The following is a 22380-nucleotide window of genomic DNA, read 5'->3' as shown; positions in this document are numbered from 1 at the left end:
ATTCGCCATGATGTCAGAATCAACGCCAACTGCTTTTGCCGCCCACCGTTTTTCCATCGCGCCGATGCTCGACTGGACAGACAGACACTGCCGCTATTTTCTGCGCCAGCTCTCGCGCCATACGCTGCTGTACACTGAAATGGTGACCACTGGCGCGATTATTCACGGTAAAGGCGACTACCTGGCCTATAGCGAAGAAGAGCATCCGGTCGCTCTGCAACTGGGTGGCAGCGATCCGGCGGCGCTGGCGCACTGCGCAAAGCTGGCGCAGGCGCGCGGCTATGATGAAATAAACCTCAACGTTGGTTGCCCGTCCGATCGCGTGCAAAACGGCATGTTCGGCGCTTGCCTGATGGGCAATGCCCAACGGGTTGCCGACTGCATTAAAGCGATGCGCGACGTGGTGTCGATTCCGGTAACGGTAAAGACCCGCATCGGTATTGATGACCAGGACAGTTACGAATTTCTGTGTGATTTTATCGAAACGGTTTCCGGGAAAGGCGAGTGTGAGATGTTTATCATCCACGCGCGTAAGGCGTGGTTATCCGGCCTGAGCCCGAAGGAGAATCGTGAGATCCCGCCGCTGGATTATCCGCGCGTCTACCAGCTTAAACGCGATTTCCCGCATCTGACGATGGCGATTAATGGCGGCATTAAGTCGCTGGCGGAGGCGAAACGGCATCTGGAGCATATGGATGGGGTGATGGTGGGCCGCGAGGCTTATCAGAATCCGGGCATTCTGGCCTCGGTCGACCGGGAAATTTTCGCCGTGGACGGTATAGATGCCGATCCGGTTGCCGTGGTCCGCGCGATGTATCCCTATATTGAACGTGAACTCAGCAACGGAACATACCTGGGACACGTGACGCGCCACATGCTGGGACTGTTTCAGGGGATTCCGGGCGCGCGCCAGTGGCGCCGCCATCTGAGCGAGAATGCGCATAAAGCCGGTGCGGATATCAATGTGCTGGAGCAGGCGCTGCGATGGGTTGCCGACAAGGGTTAATTTTTCACTAAAACCTGGTCAAATTCACCACTTTACGTATAAGTGATGTGATAAATTTTGTTTATATTCAATAAGTTATATTTGGCATAGTTCTTGTAATACCCAGGAAGTGATAGAAAAATTTCTTTGGGGAGAAGATGATGCTGGAACTCTTATTTGTGATTGGCTTTTTTGTCATGCTGTTGGTCACCGGCGTGTCATTATTGGGTATTATCGCCGCCATCGTGGTGGCGACAGCGGTGATGTTTGTCGGCGGACTCTTTGCTTTAATGATTAAATTACTGCCGTGGCTGCTGTTGGCCGTTGTCGTGGTGTGGGCGATCCGGGCGATAAAATCGCCGACTGAGAGTCGTTATCGGAGTAATAACCGCTGGCATTACTAAGGTATTGAGCGCTATGTCACAACCTGAAGATTTTTGCCTAAAACAGCGTAGGCTTTGCTAATTAAATCTGCCACTATTAACAAGTTAATGAATTCATCGAGCTGTACCCTACATACAGCCGAAACAAAAAAAGTAAGGGCTTCCTGTGTGGAAGCCCTAAACTTTTGAGGCTGATGACAAACCGATATTAGATATGTCTCGTATTTCCGCCAGGTGGCGTCTGGCACCTGATTAGACCTATAAATCATTTAATATTAATATGTTATGAATTTCCTGCAAGCCTGCGTAAGCGAAGCGCCGCCGGGAAATTTCAGAAAAACGCGCTTTGTCAGCACGCTGAACCTTTTCTGCTTATTCCGGCATACGACAGGCTACAGGGGCGCTGGCTGTGGTTGCCCGGCTTTTATCCATCACTCCAGGCAACACATCCGAACTACGGCAACAACAAACTTGAACCCTGCGTCGCCCGGCTTTCCAGTACCTCATGCGCGCGTCTGGCCTCGGTTAAGGCATATTTCTGATTCTCTGCGACATCCACTTTTATCACGCCGCTGGCGATCAGCGAGAATAGCTCGTTGCTGGCTTCCGTCAGCTCTTCGCGCGTGGTGATATAGCCTTGCAGCGAAGGGCGGGTGACATACAGCGAACCTTTCTGGTTGAGGATGCCAAGATTGACGCCGGTTACCGGGCCTGATGAGTTGCCGAAGCTGACCATCAGCCCCCGCCGCTGCAGGCAGTCAAGGGAGGACTCCCAGGTATCTTTGCCCACGGAATCATAGACCACATGGACTTTCTTGCCGTCGGTGATCTCCTTCAGACGTTCGACGATGTTCTCTTCGCGGTAGTTAATGATTTGCCAGGCCCCGGCCTGTCTGGCGCGTTCAGCCTTTTGCGCGCTGCCGACGGTGCCGATCAGTTTAGCTCCCAGCGCTTTTGCCCACTGGCAGGCAATCAATCCCACGCCGCCAGCCGCCGCGTGAAACAGGAACGCTTCGCCTGCTTTGATTTCATAGGTTTTACGCAGCAGATACCAGACCGTCAGGCCTTTCAGAAATGAGGCTGCCGCCTGCTCGAAAGTGATCGCCTTGGGTAAAATGGCGACTTTATCGGCGGCGACGTTATGCACGGAACTATAGGCGCCCAGAGCCGATTGGGCGTAAACCACCCGATCGCCGACCTTGATATGGGTTACGCCGCTGCCGACCTGGCTGACCACGCCAGCGGCTTCGGTACCCAGGCCGCTCGGTAATGAGGGCGGCGGATAGAGGCCGCTACGGATGTAGGTATCAATGTAGTTGATGCCTATAGCTTTATTTTCTACCTGAACGTCGTATTCTGCGGGAGGCTGCGGCGTGAACTCCACCGTTTGCAGAACGTCAGGCCCTCCGTGCTTGTGAAATTCAATACGTGTTGCCATGCTCCCTCCATTAAATAATGTGGTAATCTTTCGAACCATTCACTATCTCGGTAACTCCATTCACTATGGCAGGAAATAAACCCTTCAACAAATCACAGACTGAACCCAGAGAGCGCGATTATCAACTCGACGGGTTGAAAGTCCCGCCGCACTCGATTGAAGCGGAACAGTCGGTGTTGGGCGGTTTAATGCTGGATAACGAACGCTGGGATGATGTTGCCGAACGCGTCGTTTCAGACGATTTTTATACTCGTCCGCACCGCCATATTTTTACCGAAATGGCGCGTCTGCAGGAGTCGGGGAGTCCGATTGACCTGATTACGCTCGCGGAATCGCTGGAGCGTCAGGGGCAACTGGATAGCGTCGGCGGATTCGCCTATCTGGCGGAATTATCGAAAAATACGCCAAGTGCGGCGAATATTAGCGCCTATGCCGATATCGTGCGGGAACGTGCGGTTGTGCGTGAAATGATCTCGGTGGCTAACGAAATCGCCGAAGCCGGTTTCGATCCGCAGGGCCGCACCAGCGAAGATCTGCTGGACCTGGCCGAATCGCGAGTTTTCAAAATCGCCGAAAGCCGCGCCAATAAAGATGAAGGCCCGAAGAATATCGCTGACGTGCTGGATGCCACCGTGGCGCGCATCGAACAGTTATTCCAGCAACCTCACGACGGCGTCACCGGCGTGAATACCGGTTATGACGACCTCAACAAAAAGACCGCCGGTCTTCAGCCGTCGGATCTGATTATTGTCGCCGCGCGTCCGTCGATGGGTAAAACGACATTTGCGATGAACCTCGTTGAAAATGCGGCGATGTTGCAGGATAAACCGGTATTAATCTTTAGCCTTGAGATGCCCTCGGAACAGATTATGATGCGTTCTCTGGCTTCCCTGTCTCGCGTTGACCAGACCCGCATTCGTACCGGTCAACTGGATGATGAAGACTGGGCGCGCATTTCCGGCACCATGGGGATTTTGCTGGAAAAGCGTAATATCTATATTGATGACTCCTCCGGCCTGACGCCAACGGAAGTACGCTCCCGCGCGCGGCGTATCGCGCGTGAGCACGGCGGGATTGGCCTTATCATGATCGACTACCTGCAACTGATGCGCGTGCCGTCGCTCTCCGATAACCGTACCCTGGAAATCGCGGAAATATCGCGTTCCTTGAAGGCGCTGGCGAAAGAGCTGCAGGTGCCGGTGGTGGCGTTGTCGCAGCTTAACCGCTCCCTGGAACAGCGAGCGGACAAACGCCCGGTGAACTCCGACCTGCGTGAATCCGGCTCCATCGAGCAGGATGCCGACTTAATCATGTTTATCTATCGTGACGAGGTGTATCACGAGAACAGCGATTTAAAAGGCATCGCTGAAATTATTATTGGTAAACAGCGTAACGGCCCCATCGGGACGGTGCGCCTGACGTTTAACGGTCAGTGGTCGCGCTTTGATAATTATGCTGGGCCACAATACGACGACGAATAAATAATTTGGCTATTTTATTTGCGATTTTGGGATTGGGCAGTGCTCGCCATCCTCACGTACTTCAGTACGCTCCGGTGGCTGCGCGCTGGCCGCACCCAAACTCGCTGCATCAATAACGCCAAATTTGAGATAAATAATTCAAGGAATTTAAATGCAAGCGGCAACTGTAGTGATTAACCGCCGCGCTCTGCGACACAACCTGCAACGTTTACGCGAACTGGCACCTGCCAGCAAACTGGTTGCGGTGGTGAAAGCGAACGCCTACGGACACGGTCTTCTTGAGACCGCGCGAACGCTCCCTGACGCCGATGCTTTTGGCGTCGCTCGCCTCGAAGAAGCGCTGAGTCTGCGCGCTGGCGGTATCGTCCAGCCGATTCTGCTGCTGGAAGGCTTCTTCAATGCCGCTGACCTGGCGGTGATTTCCGCCCAGCGTCTGCACACGGCGGTACACAGCCCGGAACAGCTGGCGGCGCTGGAAGAGGCTGATTTACCGGAGCCGGTAACCGTATGGATGAAGCTGGATACGGGCATGCATCGTCTTGGCGTGCTGCCGGAGCAGGCCGAAGAATTTTATCAGCGCCTGAGCCAGTGTAAAAACGTCCGCCAGCCGGTAAATGTCGTCAGCCACTTCGCCCGTGCTGATGAGCCTGAGAGCGGGGTTACGGAACGTCAGCTGGATATCTTTACTTCCTTTACGGAAGAAAAACCGGGGCTGCGCTCTATTGCTGCCTCCGGCGGGATTTTGCTGTGGCCGCAGTCGCATTTCGACTGGGTGCGCCCGGGGATTATTCTTTACGGCGTATCGCCGCTGGATAACCGCTCCACTGGCGCGGATTTTGGCTGCCAGCCGGTGATGACTCTGGCCTCCAGCCTGATTGCGGTTCGCGAACATAAAGCCGGCGAACCGGTTGGCTACGGCGGGACCTGGGTTAGCGAGCGCGATACGCGTTTAGGCGTGGTGGCGATGGGCTACGGCGATGGTTACCCGCGCGCCGCGCCGTCCGGAACGCCGGTGCGGGTTAATGGTCGCGAGGTGCCGATTGTCGGGCGCGTGGCGATGGATATGATTTGCGTCGATCTTGGGCCCGAAGCGCAGGATAAATCTGGCGATCCGGTGGTGTTCTGGGGAGATGGTCTGCCCGTGGAGCGTATTGCCGAAATTACAAAAGTAAGTGCTTACGAACTTATTACGCGCCTGACTTCAAGAGTGTTGATGAAGTATGTGGATTAACCGGCGTTCAGCTGGCTGCGACACCTCCTGATGCATTTATACCCAGAATAATTCGAGTCGCAAGGCGGGGCGAATGACTGGCTGCGCATACTGAACTTGAAGTGCGGCGGGGGCATCAGGCTTTGTCCCCGCCGGGGAGGAGCAACACTCCAGATTATCCGCTGCACCGGCCAGCGTGACGCCACATCCGCTCTGTTTTGTTGAATCCGCTAACATCCTCTCGATCTTCTTTCACATCCAGTTTATTGTGTTATGACTAGCCTCATGTAAATCCGGAGAAACATCTCGTGTTTCAAAAAGTTGACGCCTATGCCGGCGATCCCATTCTCTCCCTGATGGAGCGTTTCAAAGAAGATCCGCGCAGCGACAAAGTAAACCTTAGCATTGGCCTCTTTTACAACGAAGACGGCATTGTTCCTCAACTTCAGTCGGTTGCCGCAGCGGAAGCGCGCCTGAATGCCCAGCCCCACGGCGCTTCGCTCTATTTGCCGATGGAAGGGCTGAACACCTACCGTCAGGCGATCGCGCCGCTGCTGTTTGGCGTCGATCATCCGGTACTGGCGCAAAATCGCGTCGCATCGATTCAAACTCTGGGCGGTTCCGGCGCGCTGAAAGTGGGGGCTGATTTCCTGAAGCATTATTTCCCGGCGTCGCGGGTATGGGTTAGCGATCCGACATGGGAAAACCACATTGCTATATTTGAAGGGGCTGGATTCGAAGTAAGGACTTACCCCTGGTTTGATGATGAAACCAATGGCGTGCGTTTCGAAGCCTTGCTGGAAAAACTCAATACGTTGCCGGAGGGCGACATCGTGCTGTTGCATCCGTGCTGCCACAACCCGACCGGAGCCGATCTCAGCAACGCGCAATGGGATGACGTGGTTGAGGTATTACAAACGCGTAATCTGATCCCCTTCCTCGATATCGCCTATCAGGGATTCGGTGGCGGAATGGACGACGATGCCTATGCCATTCGCGCCATTGCCCACGCCGGCATGCCAATGCTGGTCAGTAATTCCTTCTCAAAAATTTTCTCCTTGTACGGGGAGCGGGTTGGCGGGTTGTCGGTGGTGTGTGAAGATGCGGAAACCGCGAGCCGCGTGCTGGGGCAACTGAAAGCGACCGTGCGTCGTAACTACTCCAGCCCGCCGAATTTTGGCGCGCAGGTGGTTGCGGCGGTATTGAACGACAGCGCGCTGAAAGCCTGCTGGCTGGCGGAAGTTGAAGGGATGCGTACCCGCATTTTGACCATGCGTCAGGCGCTGGTTAACGTACTTAAAGAGGCGGTGCCGGGCGGCGATTTTGAGTACCTGCTTAAGCAGCGCGGGATGTTTAGCTATACCGGTTTTAGCGAGGCCCAGGTTGACCGTCTGCGCGATGAATTCGGCGTCTACCTGATTGCCAGCGGCCGCATGTGCGTGGCGGGGCTGAACCCACGTAATGTGCAGCGCGTGGCGCAGGCTTTTGCTGCGGTGATGTAAGTCACGCCTTCAAGGCCTGGCGTCAGCGCCAGGCTGGTAACCAACCCACTCTGAATATTTTGCCAGCATTTCTGGACTGGCTTGATGTCATCACCTCTGTTAATCCGAACGGCTGTGCCTGATGCCGGACATCTTCTTATTACCTGTTCCTGTTTCCGCCCAGATTTACGCATCAAATTATTGATAACCATTTGAATATAAAGATTTATCCTTGTTGGTATGGATGCTGCATTACTCCGGCAGGTTATTAACCACAAGGAGAATCATATGGAAAACACGACCTCGCCCGGTGCGCTGCTCAGCGGCGAGAATGCGGCCTGGCTTGAAGAGTATTACCAGACCTGGCTGCACTCCCCCGAGCAGATCCCGGAAGACTGGCGGCGTTTTTTTCTTTCTCAGGAACAGGATCCCGGCGTTGAACCGTCAACGGTAGCGACCACAGGCACGACCTTAAAAAAACAGGCTGCCGTGACGCAGTTGATTTACGCCTGGCGAAATCTCGGACACCTGCGCGCGAAACTGGATCCGCTCGCGCAATCGGCGGTTGCGGAAGTGCCGCAGCTGACGCTGGCATTTTGGGGATTGAGCGAAGAGGATCTGACCCAGGAGTTCAGCGTCACCTTCGGCGAACATACAACGCTGATGCCGCTTAAACAGCTGCTTACGATGCTGGAGCAGAGCTGGGCGGGAAGCCAGGGGTATGAGCTGGCCCATCTGGATAACCGTGAGGAAGTGGCCTGGCTACTGGCGCGAATTGAACGCAACGCTCCGCAGCCGGATGCGCAGACCTGTATAGCGCGTTTTACAAAGCTGGTGGCGGCGGAGACGCTGGAGCGTTACCTGCATACGCGCTATGTCGGGCAGAAGCGCTTTTCTCTGGAGGGAGGAGAGAGCGCGATCCCCGCGCTGCATACGTTGGCGCAGCGCCTGCGTGAACAGGGCGTGGAAGAGTTAGTGATCGGCATGGCGCACCGTGGGCGGCTGAATGTGCTGGTCAATCTGTTGAATAAAGATCCGGCCCGGTTGTTTGCCGAATTTGAAGGGAAACTGCCTGTTGGCCACGGTTCCGGCGACGTGAAATATCATATGGGTTACTCCAGCAATCTGGAGACACCGGCTGGGTCGCTACATGTGGCGCTGGCCTATAACCCGTCGCATCTGGAGATTGTCAATCCGGTCGTACAGGGACAGGTGCGCGCGCGGCAGAACCGGCGTGGCGAAAAGGGACGGGAGCGGGTCGCTGGCGTGCTAATCCACGGCGATTCAGCGCTGGGCGGCCTCGGGGTCAACCAGACAACGCTTAATCTGTCGCAAACGGAGGGGTATGGTACCGGGGGCACGATTCATCTTGTTATTAATAACCAGATTGGCTTCACCACCTCCCGACAGCAGGATATGCGTTCATCGCGTTACTGTACCGATATCGCCAAAATGGTTGCGGCGCCGGTGATCCACATCAACGGCGACGATGTGGACGCGGTATGTCAGGCGATAGCGCTGGCCTGCGACTGGCGCAATACTTTCCACCGCGACATCATGGTCGATCTGGTTTGTTTTCGTAAGCACGGTCATAACGAAAGCGATGAACCGCGCCTGACCCAGCCGCAGATGTATCAGGCTGTTGATGCTCATCCCGGTACGCGTACCCGCTATGGTGAAGTGCTGATGCGTCGCGGCGTTTTGACGGCGGAGCAACAGGAGCAATTGATTGGCCGTTACCGAGACTGGCTGGATGCCTGCCATGAGCGTGAGCCGCTTCCCGTACCGTGTGCAAAACACGCATTCAGCGCCAACTGGGAGGGGTTATCCAACCCACAGTGGAGCGCGCCGGTTTCCACCGCGCTGCCTCGTGAGACGCTGACCGGCTACGGCGAGATCATTGCCACGCTGCCGGAAGATATCGTCGCGCATCCTACTATCAAGCGGCAGTTGGCTTTGCGCAAGAAGATGGCGGCAGGCGCGCAACCCGTCGATTGGGGGATGGCGGAAATGTTGGCCTATGCCTCGTTGGTCGATTACGGATATGGCGTGCGCCTGTCCGGAGAAGATTCTGGCAGGGGAACATTCAGCCACCGCCATGCCGTCATTCATCATCAGACGCAGCCGATTTGCTACTCACCTTTGCAACATATCCGCGCGGGACAAGCGCCTTTCGAGGTATTTGATTCGGTTCTGAACGAAGAGGCGTTGCTGGCCTGGGAGTACGGTTATTCCACCTCCGCGCCGCAGCAACTGGTGATCTGGGAGGCGCAGTTTGGTGATTTCGCCAACGGTGCGCAGGTGGCGATCGACCAGTTTATCTCGTCCGGTGAAACCAAATGGGACCGCTATAGCGGGCTAACGATCCTCCTGCCGCACGGTTACGACGGTCAGGGCCCGGAACACTCTTCCGCTCGTCCTGAGCGCTGGCTGCAACTGTGTGCTGAAAACAATATGCAGGTGGTGATACCCAGCGAGTCGGCGCAGATGTTCCATCTGCTGCGTGGACAGATGTTGCGACCGATGCGTAAGCCGCTGGTCATCTTTATGAGTAAACGTTTACTTCGTCTTAAGGGCGCGATGAGCGAGCTTTCACAACTGAGCGAAGGCGCTTTCCGGCCGGTGATTAACGATCCGCTGGCGCAGGATCCGGCGAAGGTTAAGTGCGTCATTTTGTGTAGCGGCCAGGTGTATTACGACGCGCTGGACGCGAGGAAGCAGCGTGGCCTTGATGACAGCGTGGCGATCGTACGTGTTGAACAGCTTTATCCGTTCCCGGCGGACGAACTGAACGCTTTGCTGGCGGTATGGCGGCATTGCCCAAATTGGGTCTGGCTCCAGGAGGAACCGGAGAATCAGGGCGCGTGGCGGCAGATTTGCCAGCAACTGGCCGCACTGGCGCTTGATAACCCCGTCTGGCGCTATGTCGGGCGACCTGCCGCCGCCGCACCGGCGACGGGTTACGGGCGAGTGCATAAACAACAAATTGACGACTTTCTGACGGATGCGTTCGCAGATATCCCGTTATCACAAGGAAAATAAACAATGATGGAAATTACAGTCCCTCAGCTTCCCGAGTCCGTGGCGGAAGGTACCTTGACGACCTGGTGCAAGAAGGAAGGCGATTGGGTGAAACGTGATGAGGTTGTGGCGGAGCTGGAAACCGATAAGGTGATCCTCGAAATTCCCGCACCGCAGGATGGCATCCTGACGCATATTCTGGTTGACGAAGGCTGTACGGTGACCTCGACTCAACTGCTGGCCCATCTGGAGCCGCAGGCTGCCGCCGTTGTGGAAGCCGCTTCCGCGCCAGTCGAAGCGGCAGTGATGCCGTCGGCGAGGCTGGAAGCGCAACGTAGCGAGGTGGCGCTCGCCGATGTGTCGGGAAGCGGCCGTCAGGGGCGGATCCTGAAAGAAGATGTGTTGCGATTTGTTCCCGCTTCAGCGCCGGAGCCCGTCCGGACGCCAGAAACCGTGCGTCCGGCCCCTGCACTATCTGGCTCCAGGGAAGAGCGTCGCGAGCCGATGTCGCGCCTGCGTACACGCATTGCCGAACGTCTGCTGGCATCGCAGCGGGATAACGCGATTCTCACCACCTTCAATGAAGTGAATATGCAGCAGGTCATGGAGCTGCGCGCTCGCTGGAAGGAGCGCTTTGCGGAAAAACACGGCGTGAAGCTTGGTTTTATGTCGTTCTTTGTTAAGGCGGTGACGCGCGCGCTGGAACGCTTCCCAATCGTCAATGCCAGCGTTGATGGTCACGATATTATCTGGCGCGATTATTGCGATATTGGCATTGCGGTGAGCAGTAATCGCGGGTTGGTGGTACCGGTACTCCGCAACGCGCAAAATCTCTCTTTGGCCGATATTGAACGGCAAATCGCAGAATATGCCACTCAGGCCCGCGCCGGGAAGCTGCCGCTTGAGGCGCTTCAGGGCGGTACTTTCTCGATCACCAACGGCGGTACGTTCGGTTCGATGATGTCAACGCCAATTATCAATCCACCGCAATCAGCCATTCTCGGTATGCACGCCATTACGCCACGCCCGGTGGCGGAGAACGGCCAGGTGGTGGTTCGCCCGATGATGTATCTTGCGCTGAGCTATGACCATCGCATTATCGATGGCCAGGAGGCAGTGCAGACGCTGGTGACGATCCGCGAGCTGCTGGAAGCGCCGGAACAACTGCTGCTTGATCTGTAAGGAGAGCGTTGATGAATACGATTTTTGACGTAGCGGTGATGGGGGGCGGTCCCGGAGGCTATGTGGCGGCCTTGCGGGCGGCGCAACGCGGGCTGTCGGTGATTTGTATCGATGATGGCGTTAACGAGCAGGGCGAACCCTCACCGGGCGGCACCTGCCTGAACGTTGGCTGTATACCGTCGAAGTCGCTGCTGCAATCATCCGAACTGTATGCACAGATTCAGCATGAAGCGAGCGTCCATGGGGTTAAGGTCGAGAGCGTCGCCTTTGATGTCGCCGCCATGATCCGACGTAAGGACGCCATCGTACATCGCCTGACTCAGGGGATTCGCCTGCTGTTTGATAAAAACAAAGTCACCTATCTTTCCGGGCTGGCGACGCTGTGCGGGCAACAAGACGGTCTGTGGCAATTGGCGGTCAATGAGCAACGGATTGGCGCCCGGAATGTGGTGATCGCCACCGGCTCGCAGCCACGGCAACTGCCTGGCGCCATCGTGGACAATGTGCAGATTCTTGATAACCGCGGCGCCCTGGCGTTAGGCGAATGCCCGGCACGTCTGGGAGTGATTGGCGCCGGGGTGATAGGTCTGGAACTGGGGTCTGTCTGGAACCGGTTGGGCGCGCAGGTCACGTTGTGGGAAATGGCGGAAACCTTCCTGCCCGCGCTGGAGCCGCGACTGGCTGGCGAGGTCCGTAAAGCGATGACCGCCAGCGGCATGGAGATGCAGTTCGGTGTGGCGATTGACGCTGTTGAACCACAGGAGAATGCGGTCGTCATTCGCTGGCGGCAGGGCGATGAGGTACAGGAAACCCGCGTCGACAAGCTGATTGTCGCGATTGGCCGGGAGCCGCGCTTGTCCGGCGTCGATCTGACCGCGTTGGGTCTGACGTCTGATGGCCGGGGAGGCATTGAGGTGGATGCGCTATGCCGGACGGGTCAGACCGGCCTGTGGGCAATCGGCGATGTGGTACGCGGGCCAATGCTGGCGCACAAAGCGATGGCGGAAGGGGTGGTTGTCGCCGATCAGATTGCAGGGTTACCGGTGGAGCCCGTTAATTTCGCGCTGATCCCGTCCGTTATCTATACCCAGCCGGAAGTGGCGTGGATTGGCAACAGCGAAACCGCGCTTAAAGCAACGGGGATTCCCTTTACAAAAGGCCATTCGCTGTTTGTCGGCAACGGACGGGCGCTGGCCCTGGGGCAGGAGGGGGGCCGCTGCGTATTGTATGCGGATAAGCACACCGATCGCCTGCTGGGCGGGGCAATCGTCGGTCCACAGTCCTCTGAATTAATTAATGAAATTGCGTTAGCGATGGCGTTCAGCGCGGCGGGTGAGGATATTGCCTGCGCGGTACATGCCCATCCGACGCTCAGTGAAGTGATACACGAAGCCGCGATGGCGCTGAATAAACAGGCGCTGCATGGATAACGTTGAGGGACATTATGAATTTACATGAGTATCAGGCCAAATCCTTACTGGCCGGCATGGGAATGCCGTGCCCGCAAGAAGTGGCAATCCACGATAAAGCGCAATTGCCGGAGGCGTGGCGGGAGATTGCCAGCGAAAGCAAAGGTGCGGTACTGAAGGCGCAGGTCCATGCGGGAGGCCGCGGCAAAGCAGGTGGTGTGAAGGCGTTGACGCAGTACGCACAGGCGGAAACGTTTGTTGAGCAGATGCTGGGATCGCAACTGGTGACTTACCAGACCGGACCGGAAGGCCAGTATGTGAGTCATATCCTCGTGTGCGAGAACATCTATCCGGTACGCCAGGAATTGTACTTCGGCATGGTGATTGATCGGGAAAGCCAGCGCGTGACGTTTATCGTCAGCCCGGAAGGCGGCGTGGAGATTGAGAAAGTCGCCCACGAGACGCCGGAGAAGATAGGTAAAGTGAGTGTCGATCCGCTCACCGGTGTTCAGCCCTGCCATATCCGTGAGCTGTTTGCGGTGCTGCAGCTCGATCATGCCCTCTTCCCGGCTTTCAGTAGTCTGGTGAATCAGGCATGGAGAGCCTTTAACGAACTGGATTTCTCGTTGCTGGAGATCAACCCGCTGGTTTTGCGCGAAAGCGGCGATTTTATGTGCGCCGACGCTAAAGTGACTCTGGATGACAACGCGCTGTATCGTCACCCGGAATTACAAGCGCTGCGCGATGAAACTCAGGAGGATGAGCGGGAAAACCAGGCGGCCAGACTCGATCTTAACTATGTCTCGCTGGATGGCAATATTGGTTGCATGGTCAATGGCGCGGGCCTGGCGATGGCGACGATGGATATTATCAAACTCTACGGTGCGCAACCCGCTAACTTTCTCGACGTTGGCGGCGGCGCGACCCAGGCGCGCGTGAGCGAGGCCTTCCGCCTGATTGTCTCCGACAACAAAGTACGGGCGATTTTGATCAATATTTTCGGCGGGATTGTCCGCTGCGACATGATCGCCCGCGCCATCATATGTGCGCTGCAGGAAGAAGAGATCGCGCTGCCGGTGGTGGTGCGCTTGTCAGGTAACCGTGCGGCTGAAGGACAGCGTCTGCTGAGCGAGAGCGGCCTGGCGGTGGAAGCTGTTGATTCTCTGGATGATGCCGCGAAGCGCATTATCGCATTGCTAAATTAAGGAGGTTAGCGTGAGCGTTTTGATAGATAAGCACACCAGGGTTCTGGTCCAGGGGATCACCGGTAAAAATGGCTCGTTTCATACCGAGCAGGCGATCGCCTATGGTACGCAAATCGTCGGCGGCGTGACGCCGGGTAAAGGCGGGCAGCAGCATCTGGGGTGCCCGGTGTTTAATTCCATGAAGGAGGCGATGCGCCAGACAGACGCAGATGCCAGCGTGATTTATGTTCCCGCTCCGTTTGTCCTTGACTCTGTCGTGGAAGCCGTTGAGGCTGGCGTGAAGCTGATTGTGGTGATCACCGAAGGTGTGCCGACGTTAGATATGGTTAAAGTGCGCCGCCTGCTGGATTGCCATCCCGAGGTCCGGTTAATTGGGCCTAACTGCCCCGGTATTATTACCCCGGAAGCCTGTAAGATTGGCATTATGCCGGGCGATATTCATCGTGCGGGGCGCATCGGCATTATTTCCCGTTCCGGGACGTTGACCTATGAAGCCGTCGCGCAGACCACCGCGTTGGGGCTGGGACAATCGACCTGTATTGGTATCGGCGGCGATCCGGTACCAGGGACGAATTTTATTGACGCATTACGTTTATTTGCCGACGATCCGCAAACGGATGCGGTCATTATGATCGGGGAAATAGGCGGCAATGCCGAAGAACGTGCCGCAGAATTTATTCGTTACGAAATGAATAAACCCGTTATTGGTTATATTGCTGGCGTGACTGCGCCGAAAGGAAAACGTATGGGGCATGCCGGGGCGATTATTTCCGGGAGCAGCGGCAGCGCGGAAGATAAATTCCGTGCCTTCGATAAGGCAGGAATGACGTGGACGCGAAACCCGGCAAAAATTGGCGAGACGCTGTGGAACGCGATTAAGTAATCAATATTAAGGGGAGCGATGGCTCCCCTTAGAGCCTATCCCATTAGGGCTATTTTGCTTGTCATTTTGAACCTGGGCAGTGCTCAGAATCCTCACGTACTACGTGTACGCTCCGGTTCTTCCGCGCTGGCCGTGTTTAAACTGTCTGCGCCAATAACGCCTGGTGGGATAGGCTCTTAATCGTGTTGATGAAAAGTAGAGCGTATTTTCCCCGAACGTTATTAGCCAAAATTTATCTGGCGTAACGATTATTCCTGACCATGTTATCCTGCCTTTACCGTCTCTGACCGCCTGTCCTCGATGCATATCTGTTTTTTCACTAAAATCACCTGCAAAGATATTTCCGCTGGTAAATGAAAATGCATAACATTTTCAATGTGTTGTGCAGCGAGTTAATATTAAACCAATGACGCTTTAGCAGGTGTGCGGTTTTATATTCACTTTTTTACCACTGTGCGGTAAACCGCGCATTATCGAAGGCCAGTTTTTAAATAAATCAATAAACAACAACGAGTTATATTTTAAAGATAGTTGGCATAGCAACTGCAATACCGGAGCAGGTCTTTTATCCTTCACAGTGAGGTGAATATGTCTTCAGTCTCTAATGACGCTCCGCACAAGCGTCAAATTATTCCTAACCCCGGTTTATGGTTGGCTATTATTGCCGGTCTGATTATTACTTTTTTGCCATTGGGTGATGCATTACCGGTCGCCGGTCAACATATGATCGCCATTCTGGTCTTTGCGATTATCGTGTGGATCAGCGAAGCGATGGATTATACGGCAAGCGCGATCGTTATTTCCGCGCTGATTATTTTTATGGTGGGATTTGCGCCGGATATTCATCATCCGGAAAATATGTTAGGCACCTCGAAAGCGCTTAAACTGGCGCTATCCGGTTTTTCTAATTCCGCTCTGGCGCTGGTTGCCGCGGCAATGTTTATCGCCGCGGCGATGACCATCACTGGACTGGATAAACGAATTGCGCTGTTTACGATGTCGAAAATTGGCGCCAGCAGCCGCAGCATTATTATTGGCGCAATTGCCGTCACCATCGTGCTGAGCCTTGTGGTGCCGAGTGCCACCGCGCGTACCGCCTGCGTGGTGCCGATCATGATGGGGGTTATCGCAGCGTTTAAGGTTGATAAACAATCCCGCCTCGCGGCCTCAATGATGATTGTGATTGCACAGGCGACCAGCATCTGGAATATCGGCATCCAGACCTCCGCCGCGCAAAACCTCCTCGCTATCGGTTTTATCAATAAAACCTTCGGTGCGGATAATACGATTAGCTGGCTTAACTGGCTGCTGGCTGGCGCGCCCTGGAGCCTGATGATGTCGGTGATCCTCTATTTCCTCGCCCGGAAATTGTTGCCGCCGGAAACGGAAAGTGTTGAAGGGGGCAGTGAAGCCATTAAAAAGGCGCTGGCGGAGCTGGGACAAACAACGGGCAAAGAAAAACGCCTGATCGCGATTTCTCTGCTGTTGCTGGTGTTCTGGGCAACGGGCGGAAAACTGCACAGCATCGATACCACCTCGGTGACGTTGGCCGGGCTTGCTGTGATGTTGCTCCCTGGCATCGGCGTGATGAAGTGGAAAGAGGTTGAGAAGCGGGTACAGTGGGGAACTTTGCTGATGTTTGGTATTGGTATCAGTCTGGGCTCAACTCTGCTTGATACCCAGGCTGCTTCCTGGATGGCCAACTATGTGGTGCAGGGCTTTGGTCTTGACGCGTTACCGCCGCTGGCAATCTTTGCTATTCTCGCCGCCTTCCTGATTTTGATCCATCTCGGATTCGCCAGCGCCACGGCACTGACCGCCGCGCTACTGCCGATTTTGATTAGTCTGCTCAGTAGCCTGCCGCCTGAGCTGGGCGTAAATCCTATCGGAATGACCATCATGTTGGCTTTTAGCATGAGTTTCGGCTTCATCCTGCCAATTAACGCGCCGCAAAATATGGTGTGTCTGGGAACGGATACATTCACACCGCGCCAGTTTACCCGTGTGGGGATTTGGCTCACCGTAATTGGCTACCTATTGCTGCTGCTGTTTGCCTCCACCTGGTGGAAGCTATTGGGCCTGATGTGAGGAAGCATACGATGTCATTACAAATCGCAATAGAGAAGGTGCGCTGGTTAGTCGCCGGTCTTCTGGAGCTAAATGGTTGTGATGCCGATATCGCCCAGGATGTGGCTGAACATATGATTGAGGCTGAGCGTTATGGTTTTACCAGCCACGGCGTCACGTTACTGCCGAAGTATCTTGATAACATCGCCAGAGGCGATGTGACCGTTAACGCCCGACCGAAATGTACGGCGAATGAAGGTAACTTGCTGCGTTTCGATGGCTGCAATGGTTTCGGGCAATATGCCGGGAAGATTGCGTTAACGGCGGCGATAGAGCGGGCGCGGCAGCAGGGATTTTGTCTGCTTACCTTGTGCCATGCACACCATCTGGGACGTCTCGGACACTACGGACAGATGGCGGCGGATAAGGGGCTGGCTATGCTGGCGATGAGCAACGTGACCGGTCGACCCGCGCTCGTCGCCCCCTGGGGAGGGGCCGAAGCGCGTATGACCACGAATCCGTTCTGTTTTGCCTGGCCGTTTAAAGATGGACGTCCGGCAATTCTGGTGGATTTCGCCACCAGTAGCATGGCGTTAAATAAAGCGCGCGTCTTGTCAGCGCAGGGCAAGACGGTCAAACCGGGACAACTGATTGACGCACAAGGCCATCCCAGTCTTGATCCTGGTGTACTGTTTACGTCGCCCGCGGGGGCGCTGCTGCCGTTTGGCGAACATAAAGGTTTCGGCCTGGCGCTGGCGATCGAGATGATGGCGGGGATCCTCTCCGGCGGCGAGACAATCGCTGAAGATCACCGTCCGGATGGATCGGCGCATAACCATCTGTTTGCTCTGCTGATCGATCCGGATAAATTCTCGGTTCTGGCGGACGAGAAAGGGCAGTTCTTTGCCGATTATCTGCTGGCGACGCGTCCGCAGCCGGATGGAAAAGGCGTAATCTATCCCGGAATGCCGGAAGCGGCCATCCGGGAACGTAATGACAAAACCGTTCCCATTCCGGCGACATTCTGGTCCTGGGTGGTGGAACATTATGCTGAAAAAGGGATCGATCTTCATTTACACGCTCAGCCTGCCGCGCTAGCTGGTTGATTCCGTAAAGCGGAAGACTTGTGGGTGAATATGGTGCTTATTCAGTTTGTCGTATAACGTCTTGCGCGGCAGTTGTAATAGCCGCGCAGTTAAACTGACCTGCCCCCCTGTTTGCCGCAGCATATCTTCAATCAGCTTTTTCTCGAATGCGTCGATACAGGCGGTCAGACCGCGCTCTTCCTGCTGTGTCATAGGCACGGTCTGATGTTGGGCCAGCAGCCCCAGAACAAAGCGCTCGGCGGTGTGTTTCAGCTCCCGCACGTTGCCGGACCAGCTCTGTGATTGCAGCCAGGCGAGCAACATGGGAGAGATATCCGGCAGGGGACGGTTATATTTTTGCGCCGCCTGGCTGGCAAACCAGTAAAAAAGCTCGGGAATATCTTCCCGCCGCTGCCGCAGCGGGGGGATGTTCAGGCTGACGACGTTCAGGCGGTAATAGAGATCTGAACGAAAATGATTTTCTTCACTCCGGCGCAGCAGATCTTCTTTGGTCGCCGCAATAACACGGCAGTTCACCGGGATTAACTGATTGGCTCCCAGACGCTCAATAGTACGCTCTTGTAATACGCGCAGCAGTTTGGCCTGCATGCCCAGCGGCATCCCTTCTATTTCATCGAGGAACAATGTGCCGCCGCTGGCGTGTTCTATTTTTCCGATGCGTTTTTTGACTGCTCCGGTAAATGCGCCGGCTTCATGACCGAAAATTTCGCTTTCGAACAGGGTTTCCGGCAGCCCGGCGCAGTTCAGTGCGACGAAGGGGCCGCCGCTGCGTGTGCTCCAGTGGTGAAGCATACGCGCGACAACCTCTTTACCACTGCCGGTTTCGCCGTAAATCAGCACGTCCACGTCGGTGTCGGCCACGTTCATTATCGTCTTGCGCAGTTGCTGCATTGCCGCGCTGCGGCCAATCAATAGCGGACCTCTTTCTTGCTGTAACTGCGCGAGAAGCTGATGATTGTCTACCACCAGACGGCGTTTTTCCGCGGCTCTGGCGATAATATCGAGTAATTTCTCACTGCTGCACGGCTTTTCAATAAAGTCCCACGCGCCGTTGCGCATGGCCTCCACGGCCATCTCGACATCACCATGTCCGGTAATTAAGATAACCGGAATTTCGGCATCTATTTCAATAACATGTTGAAGTAAATCCAGACCGGATAAGCCGGGGAGCCGCACGTCGGTCAGGACGATGATATTTGTTCGGCGGCGGATTTCCGCCAGGCTTTGTTCGGCATTTGAAAAGGAAATAACGTGATAGCCTGATAACATTAGCGTTTGTTCACAGGCAAAACGAACATCGTCACTGTCTTCAATATAAATAATGGACACATCATTATTTATTTTCATTGTCGCTTCCTCGCCATTCTGGCCATGAGAGCGTAATAATCGCGCCGCCTTCCGGGTGATTATCGGCTCGAATTATTCCATTAGAATTCCTGATAATTTCGCTGACGATCGCCAGACCTAACCCAATACCTCTGCGTTTGGTGGTGAAAAAAGGTTCGAATACGCGATCGATCGCCTGGGAAGAGAAACCCGGACCGGTGTCTTTTAACGTGACGATGACCCGGTGTTCCAGACAATATATCGCGATATCCAGGCGTTTATTCTGCTGCTGCTCCATTGCATCAAGGGCGTTAGAAATCAGATTGCTGAATATTTGCTCTAACCCCAATTCATCGCAGCCGACGAAAAGCGGTATTGAAGGCGCTTTGATACGCCGCTCGACATGATTTTTTTCCATACTGTGATTCAGCAGAGCGACGGCGCTGTACATCACTTTGATGACATCGGCGGATCCCTTCGGTACCCGGTGACGAGAGGCGAACGTTTTCAATTCCGACATCAGTTGCGTCATGCGTTCGATGACGGAAATGGTGTATTTAAGGTTTTGATCAACCTGCGAATACATCCCTTTAGCCAGCATTATACGCGCATTGTCAGTCAGCGAATGGATGGCTGCCAGCGGTTGATTTTGCTCATGAGCGATTTCGGTAGCCATTTGCCCCAACGCTGCCAGTTTACTGGATTCCGCCAGTTTGCTACGAGTGAGTTGCAGCACCTGCTCAGCCTGATTGCGTTCTTTCATTTCCCGAATCAGTTTTTGGTTAATTGATTCCAGTTCCTGAGTTCGTTCCTTAACCTGCTTTTCCAGTATTTCATTTGCCTGTGCGAGCAACTGTTGGTTTTTCAGACGCATCCGCCAGTATTTAATAAATATCAGCACCAGCAGGTATGTGGCGATGGTGATCGCCAGAGTCACGCCAAACGTCCAGTAGGCATTTTCTAACGGCACGATGATCATCATATTCCAGTTAAATTCCGGGATAGCGATCTGTTGAGTGTAAAATACCGGGAAAATGCATGATTGATGCGCCTCATTTTTTAAAAAAACAAAGCCCCCTAATGTAAAGCAGGGGTAGTAATCTGCGGGCGCCAGATTGTTGATGCTGTACTGACGGGTAGATTGTAGTTTTTTCATAATATTTATCGGTAGCGGCTGCAAAGATTTCAGTCGCCAGTGTGGCTGTGAGCTGAGAAATATAATACTGTGCTCATCGGTTACGATAATATTTTCTGGCCCCTCTGACCAGATATTCTCAATTTCATTAAGGCTAATTTTAACGACAATGACGCCAATAATTTCGCCATTTTGTTTGATGCTGGTGGAGAGAAAGAAACCAGGCCTGTTGGTCGTATTGCCGATGCCGTAAAATTTCCCGTTTAGCCCGGCCATCGCCTGTTTATAGTAGGGGCGATAGCTGTAATTATGACCGACATAGCTGCCTGCTTCCTGCCAGTTGCTGGACGCGATGGCTTTACCCTGTGCGTCCAGGATAAAAATAGCGGCGGTTTTCAAATGACGGTTAAGGTATTCAATTTTTTTATTTAACGAGTTTTTTTGTATATCGTTACTGTCTGCTATTGATTGTATTATGTCTTTATCAATAGATAACATATAAGGCAGGATGTAATATTGTTCGATAGTGGAGTTTAGTGTTGATTTATACATTTCAAGGCGCATTCTGTCCGTGCCTGATAATGTGATAAATCTTTCGTGCAGGAATAGTGTGGAAATAGCCAATAATACCAAAAATAAAATAACGCTGGCCGTTCGGTATGGCCATTTGCTGTCGGTGTTATTTGTATATGATATTATCATTTGACATCCATGCGACTATGTAAAAATTTAGTATATTATCATCGTCTGGATCGCGAGAAGGAGAACGATACAATACTGTGAATACGGATACAGAATGATGACCGGGGTGTGTGGTTTATCACACAAGATAATTAGTTCAAGAAATATTACAAAATGTAAACATGCGCGCTGAGAAGATTAATAAGCCAGTTATAACAATGTGATCATGATTGTTTCCTCTGATAGTTTTGCAAAAGATGTTTATGCGGCACGACGCACGGTGTATGGTGCATAATGCGTTTAATCTGTTGCGCTATTAGCGATAATAATTAACTGATGATTTAAGGATAAATATGCGTAAGATCACCCTTGCCTTTGGCGCCGTCTGCTTACTGTTTACGCTAAATAGCGCCGTTGTTGCTCGTGCCTCCACACCGCAACCGCTGTGGGTGGGCACAAATATGGCGAAACTCGCCGAACAGGTGCCCATCCACTGGGTCTCCGTCGCCCAGATCGAGAATAGCCTGTTGGGGCGCCAGCCGATGGCCGTCGGCTTTGATATTGACGATACCGTCCTGTTTTCCAGCCCGGGCTTCTGGCGCGGGCAAAACACCTTTTCTCCTGGCAGCGATGATTACCTGAAAAACCCGGAATTCTGGGAAAAAATGAATAACGGCTGGGATGAATTCAGTATGCCGAAAGAGGTGGCCCGGCAGTTGATCGCCATGCATGTCAAACGTGGCGACAGCATCTATTTTGTCACCGGCCGCACGCAGACCAAAACAGAAACGGTGTCAAAAACGTTACAGAATGATTTCCACATCCCGGCGGCGAATATGAACCCGGTTATTTTTGCCGGTGATAAACCGGGTCAGAATACCAAAACGCAGTGGTTGCAGGAGAAAAGAATTAAAGTTTTCTATGGTGATTCAGATAACGATATTTCTGCTGCCCGGGAGGTAGGGGCGCGCGGGATCCGTATTATGCGCGCCTCAAACTCTTCTTATAAGCCTCTGCCAATGGCGGGCTCTCAGGGAGAAGAGGTGATCGTGAATTCAGAATATTAAGCGGTCGTCATGCATTGCTAAAACGGCAGTCACTACGCTGTAATGCTTGTCAGTTAAGGGCTGTCAGTTGCGTTTATGGCTGGCTGAGCGGTTCCGTTAATCGGTGGTTCTGGCGAGCATGACGCATTTTTCGTTTTCACCCATTCAGATTCCGTGGTCTGTTCCGTTCACGATAAATACGCGGATATTCGTTATATCCACAGCGTGTGAACGGGCAGGGGGACGTTTCGCCCGTCCCCCTGCACCCCCGGCATTGCGCTGAAAACCTGCCGCTGCGCGGTCCGCTCCACTCCGGCTTCATCTGGCGGACCGGCTGAGAC

General features: G+C 54.1%; 16 protein-coding genes. 13 read left to right on the top strand and 3 right to left on the bottom strand.

From position 1 onward, the window contains the following. Positions 1-7: 7 nt before the first annotated feature. Both dusA and pspG read left to right on the top strand, forming a co-directional pair. Complete coding sequence (gene dusA / locus FN037_RS23660; protein WP_138360894.1) at positions 8-1006, top strand: tRNA dihydrouridine(20/20a) synthase DusA; 999 nt, start codon at positions 8-10, stop codon at positions 1004-1006. A gap of 140 nt (positions 1007-1146) precedes the next feature. After that, positions 1147-1389 (top strand): envelope stress response protein PspG, encoded by a 243-nt coding sequence (gene pspG / locus FN037_RS23655; RefSeq protein ID WP_142503297.1) that lies wholly within the window; start codon positions 1147-1149, stop codon positions 1387-1389. Between the two features lie 433 nt (positions 1390-1822). On the opposite strand, the gene FN037_RS23650 is transcribed toward pspG, so the two are convergent. Next, a complete protein-coding gene (locus FN037_RS23650) occupies positions 1823-2806 on the bottom strand; it encodes a quinone oxidoreductase (RefSeq protein WP_138360856.1) in 984 nt (327 codons plus the stop codon). A 65-nt stretch (positions 2807-2871) separates the two neighbouring features. On the opposite strand from FN037_RS23650, the gene dnaB reads away from it, so the two are divergent. The 10 genes from dnaB to FN037_RS23600 all read left to right on the top strand — a co-directional run bounded on the left by dnaB (position 2872) and on the right by FN037_RS23600 (position 17851). Further along, entirely contained in the window at positions 2872-4287 is a 1416-nt protein-coding gene (dnaB, locus tag FN037_RS23645; RefSeq protein ID WP_138360855.1) for a replicative DNA helicase, read from the top strand. Positions 4288-4438: 151 nt separating this feature from the next. Continuing rightward, on the top strand, positions 4439-5518 hold the full coding sequence (gene alr / locus FN037_RS23640) for an alanine racemase (protein ID WP_138360854.1): 1080 nt from the start codon (positions 4439-4441) through the stop codon (positions 5516-5518). A gap of 287 nt (positions 5519-5805) precedes the next feature. After that, positions 5806-6999: an aromatic amino acid transaminase gene (tyrB, locus tag FN037_RS23635; RefSeq protein WP_142503285.1), complete on the top strand. Its 1194-nt coding sequence runs from the start codon at positions 5806-5808 to the stop codon at positions 6997-6999. A 267-nt stretch (positions 7000-7266) separates the two neighbouring features. After that, entirely contained in the window at positions 7267-10020 is a 2754-nt protein-coding gene (locus FN037_RS23630) for a 2-oxoglutarate dehydrogenase E1 component (protein ID WP_142503284.1), read from the top strand. A gap of 3 nt (positions 10021-10023) precedes the next feature. Continuing rightward, the gene (gene odhB / locus FN037_RS23625) at positions 10024-11181 is read left to right on the top strand and encodes a 2-oxoglutarate dehydrogenase complex dihydrolipoyllysine-residue succinyltransferase (RefSeq protein ID WP_142503283.1); all 1158 of its coding nucleotides are present in this window, start codon (positions 10024-10026) and stop codon (positions 11179-11181) included. Positions 11182-11192: 11 nt separating this feature from the next. Further along, on the top strand, positions 11193-12611 hold the full coding sequence (gene lpdA / locus FN037_RS23620; RefSeq protein WP_138360850.1) for a dihydrolipoyl dehydrogenase: 1419 nt from the start codon (positions 11193-11195) through the stop codon (positions 12609-12611). A gap of 14 nt (positions 12612-12625) precedes the next feature. Next, a complete protein-coding gene (gene sucC, locus FN037_RS23615; protein WP_142503282.1) occupies positions 12626-13795 on the top strand; it encodes an ADP-forming succinate--CoA ligase subunit beta in 1170 nt (389 codons plus the stop codon). A gap of 10 nt (positions 13796-13805) precedes the next feature. Beyond that, entirely contained in the window at positions 13806-14678 is an 873-nt protein-coding gene (gene sucD, locus FN037_RS23610) for a succinate--CoA ligase subunit alpha (protein WP_138360848.1), read from the top strand. Between the two features lie 588 nt (positions 14679-15266). Then, positions 15267-16766 (top strand): DASS family sodium-coupled anion symporter, encoded by a 1500-nt coding sequence (locus tag FN037_RS23605; RefSeq protein ID WP_138360847.1) that lies wholly within the window; start codon positions 15267-15269, stop codon positions 16764-16766. Between the two features lie 11 nt (positions 16767-16777). Then, a complete protein-coding gene (locus FN037_RS23600) occupies positions 16778-17851 on the top strand; it encodes an Ldh family oxidoreductase (protein WP_142503281.1) in 1074 nt (357 codons plus the stop codon). On the opposite strand, the gene FN037_RS23595 is transcribed toward FN037_RS23600, so the two are convergent. Both FN037_RS23595 and FN037_RS23590 read right to left on the bottom strand, forming a co-directional pair. Further along, the gene (locus FN037_RS23595; RefSeq protein WP_374043486.1) at positions 17840-19198 is read right to left on the bottom strand and encodes a sigma-54-dependent transcriptional regulator; all 1359 of its coding nucleotides are present in this window, start codon (positions 19196-19198) and stop codon (positions 17840-17842) included. The two genes, FN037_RS23600 and FN037_RS23595, sit on opposite strands and share 12 nt — an antisense overlap. Next, positions 19185-21014, bottom strand: a complete 1830-nt coding sequence (locus tag FN037_RS23590; protein WP_138360846.1) for an ATP-binding protein — start codon at positions 21012-21014, stop codon at positions 19185-19187. The genes FN037_RS23595 and FN037_RS23590 overlap by 14 nt, the downstream gene beginning before the upstream one ends. 332 nt (positions 21015-21346) lie before the next feature. On the opposite strand from FN037_RS23590, the gene aphA reads away from it, so the two are divergent. Then, a complete protein-coding gene (gene aphA / locus FN037_RS23585; RefSeq protein ID WP_142503280.1) occupies positions 21347-22060 on the top strand; it encodes an acid phosphatase AphA in 714 nt (237 codons plus the stop codon). Positions 22061-22380: the final 320 nt, after the last annotated feature.

This window comes from Klebsiella sp. 2680 (genome assembly GCF_900198535.1).
Lineage (GTDB): Bacteria > Pseudomonadota > Gammaproteobacteria > Enterobacterales > Enterobacteriaceae > Klebsiella > Klebsiella indica.
This window is presented reverse-complemented; position numbering and strand designations above follow the sequence as displayed.